20 protein-coding genes are annotated in these 18,952 nt (G+C 65.1%); 9 read left to right on the top strand and 11 right to left on the bottom strand.

What is annotated here, in order from left to right:
- The first annotated feature begins 90 nt into the window (after positions 1-90).
- Both lpxD and fabZ read left to right on the top strand, forming a co-directional pair.
- Positions 91-1,158 carry a UDP-3-O-(3-hydroxymyristoyl)glucosamine N-acyltransferase gene (gene lpxD, locus PMI42_RS05445; RefSeq protein WP_008131327.1) on the top strand — a complete coding sequence of 356 codons (1,068 nt, stop codon included), beginning with the start codon at positions 91-93 and terminating at the stop codon, positions 1,156-1,158.
- On the top strand, positions 1,155-1,616 hold the full coding sequence (gene fabZ, locus PMI42_RS05440) for a 3-hydroxyacyl-ACP dehydratase FabZ (RefSeq protein WP_008131325.1): 462 nt from the start codon (positions 1,155-1,157) through the stop codon (positions 1,614-1,616). Before lpxD ends, fabZ begins: the two co-directional genes overlap by 4 nt.
- On the opposite strand, the gene PMI42_RS05435 is transcribed toward fabZ, so the two are convergent.
- A complete protein-coding gene (locus tag PMI42_RS05435) occupies positions 1,613-1,948 on the bottom strand; it encodes a KTSC domain-containing protein (protein WP_035964600.1) in 336 nt (111 codons plus the stop codon). The genes fabZ and PMI42_RS05435 overlap by 4 nt on opposite strands.
- A 176-nt stretch (positions 1,949-2,124) precedes the next feature.
- Here PMI42_RS05435 and lpxA point away from each other — a divergent pair, with 176 nt between their 5' ends.
- The 3 genes from lpxA to lpxB are packed head-to-tail and all read left to right on the top strand — an operon-like array spanning position 2,125 to position 4,974.
- Positions 2,125-2,919 (top strand): acyl-ACP--UDP-N-acetylglucosamine O-acyltransferase, encoded by a 795-nt coding sequence (gene lpxA, locus PMI42_RS05430; RefSeq protein WP_008131319.1) that lies wholly within the window; start codon positions 2,125-2,127, stop codon positions 2,917-2,919.
- A 19-nt stretch (positions 2,920-2,938) separates the two neighbouring features.
- Positions 2,939-3,796 carry an LpxI family protein gene (locus tag PMI42_RS05425; protein ID WP_008131317.1) on the top strand — a complete coding sequence of 286 codons (858 nt, stop codon included), beginning with the start codon at positions 2,939-2,941 and terminating at the stop codon, positions 3,794-3,796.
- Positions 3,793-4,974 carry a lipid-A-disaccharide synthase gene (lpxB, locus tag PMI42_RS05420; protein WP_085969420.1) on the top strand — a complete coding sequence of 394 codons (1,182 nt, stop codon included), beginning with the start codon at positions 3,793-3,795 and terminating at the stop codon, positions 4,972-4,974. The genes PMI42_RS05425 and lpxB overlap by 4 nt, the downstream gene beginning before the upstream one ends.
- Here the strand turns inward: lpxB and PMI42_RS05415 are convergent.
- From PMI42_RS05415 to gltX, 10 genes are all read right to left on the bottom strand, one after another.
- On the bottom strand, positions 4,971-5,741 hold the full coding sequence (locus PMI42_RS05415) for an SDR family NAD(P)-dependent oxidoreductase (protein ID WP_008131312.1): 771 nt from the start codon (positions 5,739-5,741) through the stop codon (positions 4,971-4,973). The genes lpxB and PMI42_RS05415 overlap by 4 nt on opposite strands.
- Entirely contained in the window at positions 5,738-6,853 is a 1,116-nt protein-coding gene (locus tag PMI42_RS05410; protein WP_008131310.1) for an ABC transporter ATP-binding protein, read from the bottom strand. The genes PMI42_RS05415 and PMI42_RS05410 overlap by 4 nt, the downstream gene beginning before the upstream one ends.
- A gap of 10 nt (positions 6,854-6,863) precedes the next feature.
- Positions 6,864-7,721 carry a carbohydrate ABC transporter permease gene (locus tag PMI42_RS05405; RefSeq protein WP_008131309.1) on the bottom strand — a complete coding sequence of 286 codons (858 nt, stop codon included), beginning with the start codon at positions 7,719-7,721 and terminating at the stop codon, positions 6,864-6,866.
- On the bottom strand, positions 7,714-8,643 hold the full coding sequence (locus PMI42_RS05400) for a carbohydrate ABC transporter permease (protein ID WP_008131306.1): 930 nt from the start codon (positions 8,641-8,643) through the stop codon (positions 7,714-7,716). Before PMI42_RS05400 ends, PMI42_RS05405 begins: the two co-directional genes overlap by 8 nt.
- A complete protein-coding gene (locus tag PMI42_RS05395; protein ID WP_008131304.1) occupies positions 8,640-9,926 on the bottom strand; it encodes an ABC transporter substrate-binding protein in 1,287 nt (428 codons plus the stop codon). Before PMI42_RS05395 ends, PMI42_RS05400 begins: the two co-directional genes overlap by 4 nt.
- 61 nt (positions 9,927-9,987) lie before the next feature.
- Positions 9,988-11,166 (bottom strand): ROK family transcriptional regulator, encoded by a 1,179-nt coding sequence (locus PMI42_RS05390; protein ID WP_193376322.1) that lies wholly within the window; start codon positions 11,164-11,166, stop codon positions 9,988-9,990.
- 123 nt (positions 11,167-11,289) lie between these two features.
- Positions 11,290-11,457, bottom strand: coding sequence for a hypothetical protein (locus tag PMI42_RS39620; RefSeq protein WP_008131301.1), 168 nt, complete (start codon positions 11,455-11,457; stop codon positions 11,290-11,292).
- Positions 11,458-11,703: 246 nt separating this feature from the next.
- A complete protein-coding gene (locus PMI42_RS05385; protein ID WP_008131298.1) occupies positions 11,704-12,111 on the bottom strand; it encodes a GFA family protein in 408 nt (135 codons plus the stop codon).
- A 173-nt stretch (positions 12,112-12,284) separates the two neighbouring features.
- Positions 12,285-13,589: a citrate synthase gene (gene gltA / locus PMI42_RS05380; RefSeq protein ID WP_008131296.1), complete on the bottom strand. Its 1,305-nt coding sequence runs from the start codon at positions 13,587-13,589 to the stop codon at positions 12,285-12,287.
- Positions 13,590-13,745: 156 nt separating this feature from the next.
- A complete protein-coding gene (gene gltX / locus PMI42_RS05375; RefSeq protein WP_008131294.1) occupies positions 13,746-15,173 on the bottom strand; it encodes a glutamate--tRNA ligase in 1,428 nt (475 codons plus the stop codon).
- A 156-nt stretch (positions 15,174-15,329) separates the two neighbouring features.
- Here gltX and PMI42_RS05370 point away from each other — a divergent pair, with 156 nt between their 5' ends.
- The 4 genes from PMI42_RS05370 to PMI42_RS05355 all read left to right on the top strand — a co-directional run.
- Entirely contained in the window at positions 15,330-17,006 is a 1,677-nt protein-coding gene (locus PMI42_RS05370; RefSeq protein WP_008131292.1) for a glutamine--tRNA ligase/YqeY domain fusion protein, read from the top strand.
- A gap of 7 nt (positions 17,007-17,013) precedes the next feature.
- A complete protein-coding gene (locus PMI42_RS05365; RefSeq protein ID WP_008131291.1) occupies positions 17,014-17,400 on the top strand; it encodes a nuclear transport factor 2 family protein in 387 nt (128 codons plus the stop codon).
- 184 nt (positions 17,401-17,584) lie between these two features.
- Positions 17,585-17,818, top strand: a complete 234-nt coding sequence (locus tag PMI42_RS05360) for a DUF2171 domain-containing protein (RefSeq protein WP_008131289.1) — start codon at positions 17,585-17,587, stop codon at positions 17,816-17,818.
- 95 nt (positions 17,819-17,913) lie between these two features.
- On the top strand, positions 17,914-18,952 hold a 1,039-nt coding region (locus tag PMI42_RS05355; protein WP_008131287.1), incomplete at its 3' end, for a ComEC/Rec2 family competence protein.

The raw sequence follows: 18,952 nt of genomic DNA, 5'->3' as shown, positions 1-18,952 counted from the left end.
CGGTCTCCAAAAAGATCGTGCTCAATTCGTGAGAAAAGGCATGATGCGGCCTTTCCGCTTCATGCCGAAGCCGGACCGCGACGGGGTGGAATGGCGCAGCCGACCTTCTTCAAGAAACCGCCTGCCACGGCGCTGGCCGATATTGCAGCGCTGACCAAGGCGCAGCTGGTCGACCCTGCCAAAGGCGGCCATATCATCACGGGCCTGGCTTCGCTCGACGAAGCCGGCCCGATGCATCTGGCGTTCTTCGACAACCTCAAATATGCCGACGAGCTCAAGGCGACCAGGGCGGGGGCTTGCCTCGTGAGCCCGCGCTTCGAGGCCCAGGTGCCCGCGCATGTAGCCGTGCTGCGGGTGGCGCAGCCGTTCCGGGCCTTCGTCAGGATCGCGCGCGAATGGCACGGCGATGCGCTGCGCCCCCAGTCCTGGGTCGGCAATGACGGCATTGCGCCGTCGGCCATCATCGATCCCACGGCCCGGCTCGAGGACGGGGTGATCGTCGATCCGCTGGCCGTGATCGGCGCGGATGTCGAGATCGGCAGCGGCACGGTGGTCGGCGTCGGCGCCGTGATCGGCCCCGGCGTCAAGATCGGCCGGGACTGCAATGTCGGGGCGCGCACGGCCATCCAGTGCGCGCTGATCGGCAACGACGTGCTGATCCATCCCGGCTGCTCGATCGGCCAGGACGGCTATGGCTTCATCTTCTTCGGTCCCGAGGGCCATGTGAAGGTGCCCCAGACCGGCCGCGTCCTGATCCAGAACAATGTCGAGGTCGGTGCCGGCACCACCATCGATCGCGGGTCCCTGCGCGACACCGTGATCGGGGAAGGCACCAAAATCGACAATCAGGTCCAGATCGGCCACAATGTGACGATCGGCCGGAACTGCCTGCTGGCGGCTCAGATCGGGCTCGCGGGCAGCCTGACGATCGGCGACAACGTGGCGCTGGGGGCGAAGGTCGGCATCAACAATCACCTCAAGATCGGCGACGGAGCCCAGGTCACCGCGATGAGCGGCGTCAAGGACGACATCCCGCCGAACGGTCGCTGGGGCGGCTTTTTTGCCAAGCCGACCAAACAATGGTTCAAGGAAATTATCGCGGTGGAGCGCCTGGTACGCGACAGCAAGGCCGATCCGAAGAACGAGGGACGGGAATGACGGCGGAATCACCCATCAAGTTCGAGCTGGTGGACATCAATGCGATCCTCCGGACGCTGCCGCACCGCTTTCCGATGCTGCTGATCGACCGCGTGATCAACATCCGCGCCGATTACAGCGGCATCGGCATCAAGAACGTCACCTTCAACGAGCCGGCCTTCCAGGGACATTTCCCGGAGCGCCCGGTCTATCCCGGCGTGATGATGATCGAAGCGATGGCGCAGACCGCCGGCGTCATCGGCATCACCTCGGTCGAGGGCACCGAGAAGCCGCGCGCGGTGTATTTCCTCACCATCGACAAGTGCAAGTTCCGCAAGCCGGTGCTGCCCGGTGATACCATCGAATATCACATGCGTTCGATTGGCCGCCGCAAGGCGATGTGGTGGTTTCACGGCGATGCCAAGGTCAACGGGCAGGTCGTCGCGGAAGCCGACGTCGGCGCGATGCTGACGGATTAGAGCGCTTTCGCGCTCCCGCAGACGTAGCGGCCAGCCGCAACGTCGCGCTTGATCGTCTGGTTGAAGAACCGCCCCATGGACGGTGCGCCCAGCAGGCGCTCCACCGTGTCCGCGGTTACGCCGCAATAGCGGTCATAGGCGCCGCCGACCGCGACGATGAGGGCCTTCTGCGCAGGGTCGTAGCAGACGCGCTGAAGCACCGTGCTGCGGGTGATGTCGCGGCATTCGAATGTTTCGAGATCGACGAAGCGGTGTTCGCCGGTCTCGACCGTCTCGGACACGATCGGCGCGGTCGCCAGCTGGGCGAGCAGAAGTGCCAGGGCCCTGACCACGATGACTTCAAGCTCCACATGAACGCGCTGATGCGTTGGGACGGCCGGCTCATCCGGCGCCTGAAACAGGCCGATATGATACGTCACTGGACAGATCGGGCATAGTCGCGCTAACCAGCGGAAAACCGAGCGACTTCAACACCTAACCAGACCTTCTTGATGAGTCAGATTGCTTGATGAGTAAGATTGATCCCACCGCACGGGTCGCGGACGGCGCCGTGATCGGCGAGGGCACCGAGATCGGGCCCTTTTGCATCATCGGCCCTCACGTCGTGATCGGCACAAACTGCAAGCTGATCGGCCATGTGCACATTACGGCGCAGACCACGATCGGCGACCATTGCACCATCTATCCCTTCGCCTCGCTCGGCACCCCGCCGCAATCGCTGAGCTATCGTGGCGAGCTGACCAAGCTCCAGATCGGTTCGGGCTGCACGATCCGGGAATCCGTGACCATGAATGCCGGCACCGTCGCCGGCGGCGGTATCACGACGGTCGGCGACCGCGGCTATTTCATGAATTGCAGCCATGTCGGCCATGACTGCCATGTCGGCAACGACGTGATCTTCGCGACCTCGGCAACGCTCGGCGGTCATGCCGAGATCGGCGACTTCGTTTTTATCGGCGGCCTGTCCGCCGTGCACCAGTTTACGCGTATCGGGCCGCAGGTGATGGTCGGCGGCGTCTGCGGCGTACGCGACGACATCATCCCGTTCGGCCTCGTCAACGGTCAGTACGCCGTGCTCGAGGGCCTCAACATCATCGGCATGAAGCGGCGCAAGTTCACCAAGCAGCGGCTCGCGACCGTGCGGTCGTTCTATCAGAAACTCTTCCACGGCCCCGGCATGTTCGCCGAGCGGCTCGAAGCGGTGAAACCGCTTGCCGGCGAGGATCCGGCGATCGCCGAAATCCTCGATTTCATCGGCAAGGGCAAGCATCGCCCGCTTTGTCTTCCCGCCATCGCGAAGTGATTCCGGGATGGCCGCGGACATGACATCGGCGGCTCCGGAGAGTTCATCGCTGGTCGGCGTGGTCGCAGGCGGCGGCGCGATGCCGTTCGCGGTAGCCGACTCGCTCGCCGCGCGCGGCATCACGCCGGTACTGTTTCCGCTGCGCGGGGCCTGCGATCCGACACGGGTCGAGAAATTCCGCCATCGCTGGATCTCGGTCGGCCAGCTCGGCCGCGCCATGCGGCTGTTCCGCGAGGAGGGCTGCCGCGACCTGATCTTCATCGGCACATTGGTGCGGCCCTCGCTCTCCGAGATCCGGTTCGACGTCACGACGCTGCGCCTGCTCGGCAACGTCATCCGCGCCTTCCGTGGCGGCGACGATCATCTGCTGTCCAGCGTCGGCCGGATTCTCGAGCAGGGCGGCTTTCGCATGGTCGGCATCAAGGAGGTCGCGCCCGACCTGCTGATGCCCGAGGGCTGCATCAGCCGCGCCTGGCCGGCCGACAATGCCAAGGCCGACATCGAGCGCGGCCGTGCGGTGCTGACCGCGCTCGGTCAGTTCGACATCGGCCAGGCCGTGGTGGTGATCGACGGTCATGTGGTGGCGGTCGAGGATATCGAGGGCACCGATGCGCTGCTTGCGCGCGTGGCGCGTCTGCGCGAGGAGGGCCGGATCCGCGCCGCCACCGGACGGGGCGTGCTGGTGAAGGCGCCGAAGAGCGGCCAGGACCTGCGCTTCGACCTGCCGACGATCGGTCCGCGCACCATCGAAGGCGTCGCCAGGGCGGGCCTTGCCGGCATCGCCGTCATCGCCGGCAACACCATCGCCGCCGAGCCGCAAGCGATGATCGGGCTCGCCGACGCAAAGTACCTCTTCATCATCGGCCTGCCGGCGTGATGCAGTCCCGCGATCCCAAGCGAAAGATCTTCCTGATCGCCACGGAGGAGTCCGGCGACCGGCTCGGCAGCGCCTTGATGAAGGTGCTGCGCCAACGCCTTGGCGACGGCGTGCAGTTCGTCGGCGTCGGCGGCCGCACCATGGCGCGCGAGGGGCTCGAGACGCTGTTTCCGATCGAGGAGCTGTCGATCGTCGGCTTCGCCGCTGTGGTGCAGCAATTGCCAAAGATCCTGCGTTTGATCCGCCAGACCGTGGACGCCGTGCTGGAGGCTGCGCCCGACGCGCTCGTCATCATCGACAGCCCGGATTTCACCCATCGCGTCGCCCGCCGCGTGCGGGCGAAGAATCCCGCGATCCCCGTCGTCGATTACGTCTCGCCGCAGCTCTGGGCCTGGCGGCCTGGACGGGCGCGGACCATGCTCGGCTATGTCGATCATGTGCTCGGCCTGCTGCCGTTCGAGCCGGAGGAATATCGCAAGCTCGGCGGTCCGCCGTGCAGCTATGTCGGCCACCCCCTGATCGAGCAATTGGGCTCGCTGCGACCGAACGCGGAGGAGCAGGCTCGCCGCGACGGCGAGCCGCCCGTTCTGCTGGTGCTGCCCGGCAGCCGCCGCAGCGAGATCCGGCATCATCTCGACGTGTTCGGCGCGGCGCTCGGCCGGTTGCAGGCGGCGGGACACGCCTTCGACCTGATGCTGCCGACCATGCCGCATCTCGAAGCGACAATCCGCGAGGGCGTGGCGAACTGGCCGGTCAAGCCGCAGATCGTGGTCGGCGAAAACGAGAAGCGCGCCGCATTCCGCATCGCGCATGCCGCGCTGGCCAAATCCGGCACGGTGACGCTGGAACTCGCCCTGTCGGGCATTCCGATGGTAACGGCCTATCGCGTCAGCGCGATCGAGGCCTTCATCCTGCGTCGCGCCGTCCGCGTCTCCTCGGTGATCCTCGCCAATCTCGTGATCGGCCAGGATGTCATCCCGGAGTATTTGCAGGAGGACTGCACGCCGGAGAAGCTCGCGCCGGCGCTGTCGGAAGTTCTCACGGACACGCCGCTGCGCAAGCGGCAGGTCGAGGCGTTTGCGCGACTCGACACCATCATGTCGACCGGCAACAAGTCGCCAAGCGTGCTCGCGGCGGATGTCGTGCTCGCGACGATGCGGAAGGGCCGGCGGAGCTAGGCCAAGCCGCCGTCGACCCGAAAACACTGGCTGGTGATGCGCTGACTCTCGTCGGAGGCGAGAAACAGCGCCAGGTTCGCGATGTCCTCGGGCGTCACCGCGTCGGGAACGGCCTGTCGCGTGCGGCGAATCTCGGCGATGGTCCGCTCGTCCGGATACCACAGCCGGCGCTGGCGCTCGGTGATCACCATGCCCGGCGCGATCGCGTTGACGCGGATGCGGTCGGCGCCGACCGACCGCGCCAGCGAATTGGTGAAGCCGACGATCGCAGCCTTCGCGGCGGCATAGACCGGCAATGCCGGCGCGCCGCGCATCCAGGCAATCGACGACATGTTGATGATCGAGCCGCCGCCGCGGGCCTGCATCTGCGGCACCACGGCCTGGGCGGCGAAGAAGACGTGCTTGAGGTTGACGCCGATCATCCAGTCGAATTCGGACGGCGTCACATCCGCCAGCACCTGGCGCTGGTCGTTGGCGGCGTTGTTGACGAGGATCGCGGCATCGCCAAGGGCTCCGTGAACCCGTGCCATCGCGGCGCGCAAGGCATCGATATCGAGGAGATCGCACGGCACGAAAAGCGGCGTGGTGCCCGATGCCGCTGCCACCTCCGCGACCAGCGCGCTGCCGGCCGCTTCGTCGATATCGAGGAAGGCGACGCGGGCGCCCTGGCCAGCGAAAGCGCGCACGAAGGCGGCGCCGATGCCGCTGGAGCCTCCGGTGATCAGCACCACGCGGCCGGCGAGGCCGGCATAGGTCGTCTGGGTCATGCGATCAGTCGCTCCGTCTCGGGGTCGAACAGGCACAGGCGGCGGGTATCAAGGGCGAAAGAAGCCGGCGCGCTCGGCGTGGGGCGGACATCCGGCGAGATGCGCGCCTGCGCCGGCTCGCCGCCAAGCCGCAGCAGGACGATGGTCTCGGCCCCGGTGGGCTCAACCAGCTCGACAGGCGCGGTGACGATGACGGGCGCACCGGTGCTGCCTGAGAACACGCGGTCCCCCTCAGCGATGCATTCCGGCCTGATCCCGAGCACCACCTCGCGGCCAATGTAGGATTTGGCGGAATCGTAATCCTGCAGACGCAGTCGCACCTCGTCCGGGCGTCCTGCACCGATCACAGCCACCGGCCCCCCAGCGTCCGCCTCGAGCCGGGCCGGCATCGTGTTCATCGGCGGCGAACCCATGAAGCGGGCGACGAACAGGTTGGCGGGATAGCGGTACACGGTGTCGGGGTCGGCGAATTGTTGCACCACGCCGCGATGCATCACGGCAATCCGCGTCGCCATCGTCATCGCCTCGATCTGGTCGTGGGTGACATAGACGATGGTGGCGCCGATGCGCTGGTGCAGCCGCTTGATCTCCATCCGCATCTCGACGCGCAGCTTGGCATCGAGATTGGAGAGCGGCTCGTCGAACAGGAAGAGCAGGGGATCGCGCACCAGGGCGCGGCCCATCGCCACGCGCTGGCGCTGGCCGCCGGAGAGCTGCGACGGCTTGCGGCCGAGCAACGGCTCGATCTGGAGCAGCCTGGCCACATTCGCCAGCGCCTTCTCCTGCTCGGCCTTGGCGACATGCCGGCATTCCATGCCGAAGGTGATGTTCTGGCGCACGGTCATTGATGGGTAGAGCGCGTAGGACTGGAACACCATGGCGATGTCGCGGTCCTTGGGCGGGACGTCGTTGACGACGCGCCCGCCGATCTCGATCGTTCCGTCGCTCGCACGGTCGAGCCCGGCGACGATGTTGAGCAGCGTGGACTTGCCGCAGCCGGACGGCCCAACCAGCACGGTGAACTCGCCGCTCTCGATGTCGAGATTGATCCCCTTCAGCACCTCCAGATTGGCGTAGCGCTTCGACAGGTCGCGAATGCTTAGCGCTGCCATGACAACTCCATCATTTCACGGCTCCGGCGGTGAGGCCGCGTACGAAGTACCGGCCGCCGAGGAGGTAGATCAACAGGGTGGGCAGCGCTGCGATGATCACCGCGGCGCTCTGCACGCCATGCTGCGGAATATCGGCGATTGCCGCGGACAGCGCGATCAGCGCGGCGGTGACAGGCTGCTGCTGGCCGGTGGTGAAAGTCACACCGTAGAGGAACTCGTTCCAGATATGCGTGAATTGCCAGATCACAGTGACGATCAGGATGGGCGCCGAGAGCGGCAGGATGATGCGCCAGAAGATCCGGAAGAACCCGGCGCCGTCGATGCGTGCGGCCCTGATCAATTCATGGGGAATGGCGATGTAATAGTTGCGGCAGAACAGCGTGGTGAAGGACAGCCCCTGGATGGTGTGGATCAGCACCAGACCCGTCAGCGTGTTGATGAGGCCGGTGTCCCGCAGCACGATGGTCCAGGGCAGCAGACGCATCTGCTGGGGCAGGAACAGGCCGAGGGTCACGATGCCGTAGATCCAGTTGTCGCCGCGAAACCGCCAGAGCGAGACGGCGTAGCCGGCGACAGCACCGAGCAGGGTCGAGAAGATCGTCGCGGGAATCGTGACGAGCGCGGAGTTCAGCATGTACGGCCGGATCCCGGCGCAGGTCTCGGCCACGCAGAAACCGCTCCAGGCCTTGGCGTAGTTGCTCCAGGCCAAATGTTGCGGCCAGCCGATCATCGAACCCTGCGCGATCTCCTCATTGGTCCGGAGCGAGTTCAGCACGACGACGACCAGTGGCGCGAGGTAGGCTACTGCGATCAGTGAGACGCTGAGATAGATCAGAATTCGGCTTGGTACGAAGCTGCGGTCACGCATGGGTGGCCTGCCGTCGCTGGACGTAACGCCACGCTGCATAGGGCAGCAGCACCGCGAGCAGAATGAGCAGCATGAGCACCGCCGCTGCCGCACCCCGGCCGAGCTGGCCGCGCTGGAACATGAGATCGTAGACGACGAGGGCCGGCAGCTGGGTCGCTATCCCGGGCCCGCCATTGGTGAGCGCGCGGACGAGGTCGAAGGCCGAGATCGCGAATTGCAACTGGACGACGACGACGGTGATGGTGATCGGCCAAAGCGTCGGCAGGATGACGCGCCAGTAGGTCCTGACAGGCCCGGCGCCGTCGATCTGCGCCGCCTTGATGATGTCGCCGTCGACGGACCGAAGGCCGGCCAGGAACAGCGCCATGGCGAAGCCCGAGGATTGCCAGATCGCGGCAATCACGATGGTCCAGATCGCCATGTCGCGGTCGATCAGCCAGTCGAACCGGAAGGAGGTCCAGCCGAGATCGTGGACGAGCTTCTGAATCCCGATGCCGGGATTGAGCAGCCAGCTCCAGACCGTGCCGGTGACGACGAACGACACCGCCAGCGGGTACAGGAAGATCGACCGCAGCACGTTCTCGCCGCGAATGCGCTGATCGAGCAGGATTGCGAGCAGGAGGCCAGCGATCAGGCTCAGCAGCACGAATGCGCTGCCGAACAGCAGCAGATTGTCGAAGGCGATCTGCCAGTTCCGCGAGGCCAGGACCGAATTGTAGTTGCGCAAGCCGACCCAGCCGGAGACCGGAATGAGGGTGGACGGCGTGAACGAAATCCAGATCGTCCACAGCGAAAACGAAATGAGATGCGCGGCCGACAAGAGCAGCGGCACCCAGATCATCAGATATTCGGGCAGCCGGCGCACGACGTCAGACGTCGCCCGCCGGCCCGGCCGGCTTGCTGTGGAGACCACGTCGGTCAACGCGCGCCCTCGACCGCCTCGGCGAGGCGGGTGACCGCCTGATCCGGCGTGATCGTCTTGTTCTTCACGTATTCGGTAAACACGTCGATCATCGCGGCGGTCAGGCCGTTTTCCTGCGCCATGTTGTGCGCGAGGCTCAGGACGGCCTGGTTGTTGGCGACAGCGTCCTTGAGCGCGGCTGCGGTCCGCCGTTGACCGTCCGACCAGCCTTCACCGGAGAGGTCGACGTCGGTACGCACGGGGATCGATCCCGTGATCTGCGAATACATGGTCTGGATCGCCGGATCCATGACCAGCTGGGCCATCAAGGCCTGACCGGCCTGCAGATCGGGCTCTTTGCGCTGCCAGAAGATGAAGGCATCGGCGTTCAACAGGAAGACCGGCTTGCCGTTGTCGCTGGGGCCCGGTGCGATCATGAAGTCGTCGAACTTGAAACCGGCGTTGCGCAACACGCCCTGCGCCCATCCGCCCATGATCATCATGCCCATGTCGCCGTCGACGAAGCGCTTCAAATTGGTGGCATAGGGCTGGGCGCCGACATTGGGGTCCATCCAGTTGGTGATCTTGCGGACTTGCGCGAAGGCGGCCTTGATCTCGGGACCCTCCAGGGCCTTCTTGTCGAGATTCATGATGGCTGCGCGGTATGCCGTGGGACTGATGCCAGCGAGCGAGGCCTCGAATTTCTGACCGTCGTCGGCGCGGGTGCCACCGTTGGCGACGGGAAAGGTGACACCGCTGGCTTTCATCTTCTCGGCAAGATCGTTGAAGTCAGCCCAGGTGACGGGGACCTTGTCGGCCTTGGCCTTGTCCATGGCGCGCCTGGAGAGGAACAGCATGTTGGTGCTGTAGATCTGTAGCGGCAGCGCAATCCACTTGCCGCCGGGCTTGTGCAATTTTGCGAGGTCCGGAGCGACGACCTTTTCATAACCGGCGGCCGCGACAACGGCGTCGAGATCGACGGTCGGGGCAATCTTCGACCAGGCCGCGATCTCGGGGCCCTTGAGCTGCGAACAAGCCGGCGGATCGCCGGCAATGATCTGGGCCCGCAGCTTGTTCATCATCTCGGTGGTGAAGCCGGGGACTGGCGAGTGCTGCCAGACCCCGCCTTTCTCCTCGAATTTCTTGCCGAGCGCCGTGATGGCCGCCCCGTCGCTGCCTGCGGACCATTGCGAGATCGCGGTGAGCCGCGGCTTGACTGCGCCTTGCGCGCGGGCAAAGGCCGGCAGCGCGAGCGCGGCCGCAGATCCAGCGAGCAGACGGCGCCTTGTTGTCGTGATCGGCATGGCAAGTTCCTCCCGGTGTGAACTCTTTTGTTTGCGCGAGGGCCGCGCGGCTCAGGGCATGTCAGGCGGCCTCCGTCGATGCGGCCGGCATGCCGCCGCGGCAGGCGAGACAGAAAGCCGCGAAGGCCAGTGCGGCCTGCGGATCATTGCCATTCGACGGCGGCACGAAGGCGAGCGAGGCTTGCGCGTGCTTGCGGCCGCCGAGCAGGCTGGCATCGACGCCGTCGACCAGTGCCTTCCGATCGTCCCCGCCAAGCAGCGACGGCCAGCCGGAGATGGCGACGCCGTGACAGGGCTTGACGTTCAGCGTGTTGCCGATCGCAAGGCCGAGGCGATAGAGCCGATGCCGCAACTCCTGCCGCACGCGCGCAGAGATCGGAATCGTGGACACCCAGTCGCAGCCAAGCCGAAGCAGCTCCGGCTCCGGCACGCCGAGCAGTTCGGCGAGCGCCGGCAGCGAGGTATAGGCTTCGACACAGCCATGATGACCACAGCGGCAACGCGGCCCGTCGGCTTCGAACACCATGTGGCCGAGCTCGACCGGTTGCAGCGCGTCGGCCTCGATCGGATCGTCCATCCAGGCGCCCGCGACGCCCTGGCCGACGAAGACGAACAGATGCGCGCCGCTGAACGGATAGTTTTCGGTGCGGCAGCGATGAAAAATGGCGTGCGCCACCACCGAATTGGTGAACTCGACCGGGACGTTCGCAAACATCCCGCCAAGCATGTCGCCGATATCTTCGACATCGCACGGAATGATCGGATTGCCGAGCTCGCTCAGGCGGCCGAGGCCGGGAATGGTGATGCCGATCTGCGCGAGCCTGACCCGTCGCCGCCGCGTCCAGTCGCGCAGCAATGTCAGCGCCTCGCGAAACGCCCGGCCGACCGAGTCGGTTGTCGGCTTTGCCGGCAGCGACACGCGCTCGATGTAGCGCAGTTCGCCCGACAGGCTGCCGACGCCGACGCTGAGCCACTGGCCGGTGAGCTCGAGGGCCGCGAGCGCCACCGAACCATCGAGCGAGACGAGGCCCGTTGGACCGCCGATGTAAGGGGCAGGGCGCCTGATTTCCTCGATCAGGCCTTCGGCTTTCAGGTCGAACAGGATGCGCGACAGGCTCGCTTCCGACAGGCGCACGGCCTTGGCCAGCGGCGGCCGAAACGAGCCGCCGGACTGAAGCAGATGAGTCAAAATGGCAGCACGCGTCTGCCGCCGACTTCGCGGCTGCTCCGGCATTTCCATCCCTGTCGTCATTCTTACTTAGTGTAAGAATGCGCGCGGAGCATTTCGGCTGTCAAGCGATCGCGGGCGTGATGAGTCGACTTGTTGTTGTGCGCGGCAGCAAGATCGGCGCGTGCGATAACGTCAGGAGAGATGCGCGACGTCGACGATGATCCGTTTGCGGTTGTCCGGGTCGACAAGGACAGGCAGTTCGACGCCGACGGCGGTGCGGCTCTCGCGGCGGCTCGGGCTGCTGAACGACATCCGCGTGACGGCTTCCGAGCCCGGCCCGCCATTCAGATAATTCACCACGATGGCGATGTCCCATGTCCCGCTCCGCGGTGATTACTCCGTCAATGTCGCACCGGGGATGAAGTACCAGCTCGCCGGCCGCGTCGGGGAACGGCGAGCAGGCCACGACCTGCAACCATCCATCCACCGCGTTCGCGATCCGCATCCGCTCGCCCTTGCGCTTTGCTCGCTCTTCGTCGTCGTGCCAAACAAAAGCGGCACCATCATGAGATGGCGCCGTTTCTGGACTGCTGGCGGTTTCGCCGGTCAAGGGGCGGGTGGCTGGGTGCCCTCCGGCCATTCCGGCAGCTCGGCCTTCGGATCGTACCAGTCGGCGGCGTCCGATCGCCAGATGTGCACCTCGGGGCGTTCCGCGATCGGGGTGTCCAGACAGCCCATGCGCAGCAAGACCGTCGTCTTGCCTTCGCGCGAAGCCACGATGTGCGATCCGCATTGCGAGCAGAAGTAGCGCGTCTTGCCCGGCGAGGATTCGAAACCGCGCAGCAGGTCTTCGCCTTTGGTCCAGCGAAAGCGGTCGCGCGGCACGTTGGTGACGGTTGAGAAGGCCGAGCCGTGCGTCTTGCGGCAGGTCTGGCAGTGGCAGTGCATGATGAGGCTTGGAGCCGCATCGACCTCGTAGGCAACGCCTCCGCAGAGGCAACTTCCGCTCAGCATCAGATTTTTCCTATCGGTAGGGTGGGCAAAGCGCAGCGTGCCCACCAGTTTTTGTCACGCTCGCGGAGAGGTGGTGGGCACGCTGCGCTTTGCCCAGCCTACAAGGTCGTCGCAAAAACAAAAACGGCGCCATCCGGAGATGGCGCCGCTTCGATAGCCCCAAGGCTGAAGACTTACTTGCGATCCTTGATCGCGACGTAATCGCGGCGGGTGACGCCGGTGTAGAGCTGGCGCGGACGGCCGATCTTCTGCTGCGGATCCTCGATCATCTCGCTCCACTGGCTGATCCAGCCGACGGTGCGGGCGACCGCGAACAGCACGGTGAACATCGAGACCGGGAAGCCCATCGCCTTCAGCGTGATGCCCGAATAGAAGTCGACGTTCGGGTAGAGCTTGCGGTCGATGAAGTACTGGTCGCTGAGCGCGATCTTCTCGAGCTCGAGCGCCACCTTCAGCATCGGATCGTCGCCATGGCCGGTCTCCTTGAGCACGGCGTGACACATCTTCTGCATGATCTTGGCGCGCGGATCGTAGTTCTTGTAGACGCGGTGACCGAAGCCCATCAGGCGGACTTCGGAGTTCTTGTCCTTCACCTTGGCGATGAATTCCGGAATCTTGTCGACCGAGCCGATCTCGGCGAGCATCGCGAGCGCAGCTTCGTTGGCGCCGCCATGGGCCGGGCCCCAGAGGCAGGCGATGCCGGCGGCGATGCAGGCGAACGGGTTGGCGCCGGAGGAGCCGGCGATACGCACCGTCGAGGTCGAGGCGTTCTGCTCGTGGTCGGCATGCAGGATGAAGATCTTGTCCAGCGCGTCAGCGAGCACCGGGTTGATCTTGTAGTCCTCGCACGGCACGGCGAAGCACATGTTGAGGAAGTTCTCGGCGAAGGAGAGCGAGTTCTTCGGGTATACGAAGGGCTGGCCGACCGTGTACTTGTAGGCCATCGCGGCCAGGGTCGGGATCTTCGCGATCATGCGCATGGAAGCGATCATGCGCTGCTTCGGATCGTTGATGTCGGTGCTGTCGTGATAGAACGCGGCGAGCGCGCCGACGGACGCCACCATCACAGCCATCGGATGGGCGTCGCGGCGGAAGCCCTGGAAGAAGCGGGCCATCTGCTCGTGCACCATCGTGTGATGGATCACGCGGTCGTCGAAATCCTTCTTCTGCGCGGCGGTCGGCAGGTTCCCGTACAGCAGGAGATAGCAGGTCTCCAGGAAGTCGCCGTTCTCGGCGAGCTGCTCGATCGGGTAGCCGCGGTATTCCAGCACGCCCGCGTCACCGTCGATATAGGTGATCTTGGACTGGCAGCTCGCGGTCGAGGTGAAGCCGGGATCGTAGGTGAACAGGCCGGACTGGCCGTAGAGCTTGCCGATATCGATGACATCAGGCCCGACGCTTCCGCTGTGGATCGGGAGATCGTAGTTCTTGTTTCCGACCGTCAGCGTGGCGGTCTTATTGCTTGATTTTGCGTCCATCAGAGGTCCCCGATGTGTGGTGAAACGGGCCGGACCCGGAAGGCCCCGATGACATAAGGGGGCAGGCCGGATGTTCCAGAAGGTACGGCTGAGATGGGTATATTATTGCTGTGTGCGCTGCAAGATGGCGCCGCGCATGGTCGACTTACGTCTAGCCTAGTCCGTGGCCTGATCCTTAAGCCGGCCCAGACTTTCCTGGCGTCCCAGGACGTCCAAAACCTCAAATATGCCAGGCGACGTGGTGCGGCCGGTGAGCGCCGCCCGCAGCGGCTGGGCGACCGCGCCGAGCTTGAGACTATTTTCCTCGGCAAAGGCGCGCAGCGCGGCTTCCGTCGCGGCGCCGCTCCACGTCTCGACATTCTCCAGCGCGGAATGAAGCTGGCCGATCAGCTTGCGATTTTCCGGCGTCAGCAACGCGGCCGCCTTGGGATCGAGCTCGAGCGGCCGGTCGGCGAAGATGAAATAGGCGCTGTCGATCAGCTCGATCAGCGTCTTGGCGCGCTCCTTCAGGGCCGGCATGGCCTTGAGCAGCTGCGCCCGCGTGGTGTCGTTTAACTTGGCCTTAAGCTCGTCGCGAGCGGGCACCACATGGTCGAGCACGTCCTCGAACATCTTCACGAGTGATTGATCGTCGGCGTGGCGGATGTAATGGCCGTTGAGGTTTTCCAGCTTGGCGAAATCGAAGCGGGCGGCGGCGCGGCCGACGCTGGCGAGATCGAACGCGGCGATCATCTCCTCGGTCGAGAAGATCTCCTGGTCGCCATGGCTCCAGCCGAGGCGGACGAGATAGTTGCGCAGGGCGGCTGGCAGGTACCCCATGGCGCGGTAGGCGTCGACGCCGAGCGCGCCGTGCCGCTTCGACAGTTTTGAGCCGTCCGGGCCGTGGATGAGGGGGATGTGGGACATGCTCGGCAGCGCCCAGCCCATCGCATCATAGATCTGCTTCTGGCGGGCGGCGTTGATCAGATGGTCGTCGCCGCGGATGACGTGGGTGACGCCCATGTCGTGGTCGTCCACGACCACCGCGAGCATGTAGGTCGGGTTGCCATCGCCGCGCAGCAGGACGAGGTCGTCGAGGTTCTCATTCTGCCAGACCACGCGGCCCTGAACCTGGTCCTCGATCACGGTCTCGCCGGTCTGCGGCGCGCGCAGGCGGATGGTCGGCTTGACGTCAACAGGGGCGGTCGCGGGATCGCGGTCGCGCCACATGCCGTCATAGAGGCGGGTACGACCCTCCGCGCGCGCCTTCTCGCGCATCGCGGTGAGCTCCTCGGCGGTGGCATAGCAGCGATAGGCCTTGCCGTCGGCGAGCAGCTGCTCGGCGACCTCGCGGTGCCGGGCGGCGCGGCTGAACTGGTAGATGACGTCGCCATCCCAGCCGAGCTCCAGCCATTTCAGCCCGTCCAGAATGGCGCCAATCGCCGCCTCGGTGGAGCGCTCCCGGTCGGTGTCCTCGATCCGGAGCAGCATCTTGCCACCGTGCTTCTTGGCATAGAGCCAGTTGAACAGCGCCGTGCGGGCGCCCCCGATATGGAGGAATCCGGTCGGGGAGGGAGCAAAGCGGGTGACGATGGGAGAGGTCATTCTTGGCAGGGCCTATGCATTGGAGGCGGTGGTATATAACAGGACCGGAGCATAACTAAAGCCCGGCAGCGGACCGCTTAAGGCCTCGCTTAAGCCCTTGGCTCAGCCAAGGGAATTTGGCAGAAGGACCGCTGATTTCCCTACAGGATTTTCGTAATGACAGAACCGGTGGCTGCTGAGGTTGGGCGCGATTTCATTCGTGACATCATCCAGGCCGACCTCGATCAGGCCAAGTACAAGGAGATCGTGACCCGGTTCCCGCCGGAGCCGAACGGCTATCTCCATATCGGCCACGCCAAGTCGATCGCGCTCAATTTCGGCATCGCCCAGGAGTTTCCGGGCCGCTGCCATCTGCGCTTCGACGACACCAATCCGGTCAAGGAAGAGCAGGAATATATCGATTCCATCCAGGCCGACGTGCACTGGCTCGGCTACGACTGGGGCAAGAACCTGTTCTACGCCTCGGACTATTTCGACCGCCTGTACGAATGGGCGGAGAAGCTGATCCGCGACGGCCTGGCCTATGTCGACGACCAGTCCCAGGAGGAGATCCGCACTTCGCGCGGCACGCTGACCGAGCCGGGCAAGAACTCGCCGTTCCGCGACCGCAGCGTGGACGAGAATCTCGACCTGTTCCGCCGCATGAAGGCGGGCGAATTCCCGAACGGCGCGCGCGTGCTGCGGGCCAAGATCGACATGTCCTCGGGCAACATCAATCTGCGCGATCCCGTGCTCTACCGCATCCTGCATGCGCACCATCCGCGCACCGGGACCAAGTGGAGCATCTATCCGAGCTACGACTACGCGCACGGCCAGTCGGACGCGATCGAGGGCATCACGCATTCGATTTGCACGCTGGAGTTCGAGGACCATCGGCCGCTCTACGACTGGTTCATCGAGAAGCTGCCGGTGCCGTCCAAGCCCCATCAGTACGAAATGGCGCGGCTCAATCTGACCTACACGCTGCTGTCCAAGCGCGTGCTGACCCAGCTCGTCCGCGACGGCCATGTCGCCGGCTGGGACGACCCGCGCATGCCGACCATGGCGGGGATGCGCCGCCGCGGTGTGCCGCCGGCCGCCTTGCGCGAATTCGTCAAGCGCATCGGCGTGGCCAAGGCCAACAGTGTGGTCGACGTCGGCATGCTCGAATTCTGCATCCGCGAGGAGCTGAATCGCACTTCGCAGCGGCGCATGGGCGTGCTGCGGCCGCTCAAGGTCGTGATCGAGAATTATCCGGAAGGCCAGACCGAGGAGCTCGAGGCGATCAACCACCCGGACGATCCCAGCGCGGGCACGCGAAAAATCACGTTCGGCCGCGAGCTCTTTATCGAGCAGGACGACTTCATGGAGAACCCGCCCAAGAAGTTCTTCCGCCTGTCACCGGGCAACGAGGTGCGGCTGCGCTACGCCTATTTCGTCAAGTGCACCGGCGTGATCAAGAACGACGCTGGCGAAGTGGTGGAGCTGCGCTGCACCTACGACCCCGCGACCAAGGGCGGCAACGCCCCTGATGGCCGCAAGGTCAAGGCGACCATGCACTGGCTGCCGGCGGCGAATTCGAAGCCGGCAGAGATCCGCATCTACAACCAGCTGTTCGCCAATCCGAGTCCGGACGCCTCGAACTTCGCGGCCGATCTCAATCCGAACTCGCTCGAGATTCTCAGCGATGCCCGGATCGAGGCCTCGGTTGCCGAGAGCAACGCGACCGAGCCGATGCAGTTCGAGCGCCAGGGCTATTTCGTGCGCGACAAGGACTCGACGCCGGGCAAGCCGGTATTTTCGCGCACCATCGGCCTGCGCGACACGTTCGCGAAGGAAGTCGCCAAAGGTTGAGCCGCCCATGAACAGTGAAGCCGACGCCATCGTTTCCGCCATCATCGCGAAATGGTGCGCCGGCTTCGCGACGCTCGACGCCGCGGCGCTGTCGTCGCTCTATGCGAAGAACGCGTTCTTCTTCGGCTCCAACCCAAAGCTCTATCGGGGAAGGGATGGCGTCGCCGATTATTTCAACGGCCTGCCGCGCTGGCGCAAGCCGGCTGCTGTCTTCTCCGAGGTGAATGCGGCGCAGGCCGGTCCTGATATCATCAACATGGGCGCGACCATCACGTTCGACCTCGCCGGCGAACGGGACGATCTCGTCGTCAAGATGAGCTGGGTCATCATGCGCGAGGACGGCGACTGGAAGATCGTCAATCACCACGCTTCCTCAAAGGCGCCGCTGATCTAGCGGTCGCGCCCGTTAATCAGTTTTGTCATTCCGGGATGGCCCGAAGGGCCAGGTCCGGAATCCATAACCCCGGCTCGTGGTTATGGATTCCGGGCTCGCGCCAAGTGGCGCGCCCCGGAATGACAAAAGAATACGAACCGAAGCTCTCCCCGCGCGTTGGGTGGGTCCAGAAGAGGATCCCACCATGCAAGACATCGCAGAGCATATGGAAGTCATCGGCGCCGACGGCGTTCATGTCGGCACCGTCGACAAGGTCGAGGGCCACCGCATCAAGCTGACCAAGAAGGACAGCGGCGAGGGCAGCCACAAGGGCCATCACCATTTCATCGATAAGGGCCTCGTCGCCGGCGTCGAAGGCAATAAGGTCCGGCTGTCGGCCAAGGCGGATGTCGCCGTGACGATGGAAGAGGAAAAGTAGGGGGCGATAGGCCTCGTTCCTGATTTGTGCCGCTTTTCGCCGACCTGCACGTTCCGGTAGCCTCGGCCTCCGTTGCGTATCGCAAGGTGCAGGGAATGGCGGAGCCGGGCCGGCCGCAGCGTCTCTCGCAAGGGATTGCAGGCACGTGGCCGACGGGCCGGGCTGCGCCCGCCGGCAGCCTTGTGCCGGTCGGCTTTGGCCTTTGGCCCGTGCTCGTCGGCACGCTGCACGAATGGGTCCGCGCCGAGGCCGGCGCGGGGAGGCTGCTGCCGTGGGTACCTGTCGCCTTCGGCTGCGGCATCGCGCTCTATTTTGCGGCCGATCATGAGCCGGTGCTGTGGGTCGTTGCCACGACGGCTAGCGCGCTCACGCTCTGTGCGGTGCTGTTGCGGCGGAGCCAGCTGTTTGCACCGGCGATCATGATCGCGGCGATCGCAGCCGGCTTTGCGGTGGCGACCTGGAAGACGGCCCGCATTGCTCACACGGTGCTCGCAAAGCCGCTTTATTCCGTCTCGCTGTCGGGCTTCGTCGAGACCCGCGACATCCGTGAGCGCACCGACCGCTTTGTCCTGCGCGTCACGTCGATGGAGGCGCAGCGCAGCGACGTCAAGCTCGAGCGCGTGCGGCTGTCGGTGCGCAAGGGGACTGCGCCCGAGGTCGGCAGCTTCGTGCAGTTGAAGGCGCGGCTGATGCCGCCGATCTCGCCGGTGCGCCCCGGCAGCTACGATTTCTCGCGCGACATGTTCTTCCAGGGCATCGGCGCCTCCGGTTTCGTGATGGGTGCGATTGCAGCCGTGGCGCCGCCTGATACCGGCGGCCTGCGGCTGCGCTATGCCGCCTTCACGCAGGGCCTGCGCGATGCGATCGACGCGCGCATCCGCGCCACGCTCGAAGGCGACAACCGGGCGATTGCGACAGCGCTGCTGACCGGCCGGCGCGATGCGATCACCACGCCCGTCAACGATGCGATGTTCGTCTCGGGCCTCGGCCACGTGCTGTCGATCTCTGGTTATCACATGGCCGTCGTCGCGGGCGTCGTGTTCTTCGCGGTGCGCGCGCTGCTCGCTCTGGTCCCGGGACTGGCGGTTGGGTTCGCCATCAAGAAATGGTCGGCGGCAGCCGCACTGGTGGCGG

Origin of the sequence: Bradyrhizobium sp. YR681, assembly GCF_000282615.1 — a bacterium.
GTDB lineage: Bacteria > Pseudomonadota > Alphaproteobacteria > Rhizobiales > Xanthobacteraceae > Bradyrhizobium.
The sequence above is the reverse complement of the archived record's forward strand: the minus strand, read 5'-3'. Positions and strand labels throughout refer to the sequence as shown.

Excerpts from the sequence above, each read along its gene's own strand:
- lpxA (WP_008131319.1), top strand. The coding sequence starts at position 2,125 with ATGAGTAAGATTGATCCCACCGCACGGGTCGCGGACGGCGCCGTGATC.
- PMI42_RS05370 (WP_008131292.1), top strand. The coding sequence starts at position 15,330 with ATGACAGAACCGGTGGCTGCTGAGGTTGGGCGCGATTTCATTCGTGAC.
- gltX (WP_008131294.1), bottom strand. The coding sequence starts at position 15,173 with ATGACCTCTCCCATCGTCACCCGCTTTGCTCCCTCCCCGACCGGATTC.
- PMI42_RS05425 (WP_008131317.1), top strand. The coding sequence starts at position 2,939 with ATGACATCGGCGGCTCCGGAGAGTTCATCGCTGGTCGGCGTGGTCGCA.
- PMI42_RS05360 (WP_008131289.1), top strand. The coding sequence starts at position 17,585 with ATGCAAGACATCGCAGAGCATATGGAAGTCATCGGCGCCGACGGCGTT.
- PMI42_RS05385 (WP_008131298.1), bottom strand. The coding sequence starts at position 12,111 with ATGCTGAGCGGAAGTTGCCTCTGCGGAGGCGTTGCCTACGAGGTCGAT.
- PMI42_RS05415 (WP_008131312.1), bottom strand. The coding sequence starts at position 5,741 with ATGACCCAGACGACCTATGCCGGCCTCGCCGGCCGCGTGGTGCTGATC.
- PMI42_RS05390 (WP_193376322.1), bottom strand. The coding sequence starts at position 11,166 with ATGGAAATGCCGGAGCAGCCGCGAAGTCGGCGGCAGACGCGTGCTGCC.
- PMI42_RS05395 (WP_008131304.1), bottom strand. The coding sequence starts at position 9,926 with ATGCCGATCACGACAACAAGGCGCCGTCTGCTCGCTGGATCTGCGGCC.
- PMI42_RS05365 (WP_008131291.1), top strand. The coding sequence starts at position 17,014 with ATGAACAGTGAAGCCGACGCCATCGTTTCCGCCATCATCGCGAAATGG.
- gltA (WP_008131296.1), bottom strand. The coding sequence starts at position 13,589 with ATGGACGCAAAATCAAGCAATAAGACCGCCACGCTGACGGTCGGAAAC.
- PMI42_RS05405 (WP_008131309.1), bottom strand. The coding sequence starts at position 7,721 with ATGCGTGACCGCAGCTTCGTACCAAGCCGAATTCTGATCTATCTCAGC.
- fabZ (WP_008131325.1), top strand. The coding sequence starts at position 1,155 with ATGACGGCGGAATCACCCATCAAGTTCGAGCTGGTGGACATCAATGCG.
- lpxD (WP_008131327.1), top strand. The coding sequence starts at position 91 with ATGGCGCAGCCGACCTTCTTCAAGAAACCGCCTGCCACGGCGCTGGCC.
- PMI42_RS05410 (WP_008131310.1), bottom strand. The coding sequence starts at position 6,853 with ATGGCAGCGCTAAGCATTCGCGACCTGTCGAAGCGCTACGCCAATCTG.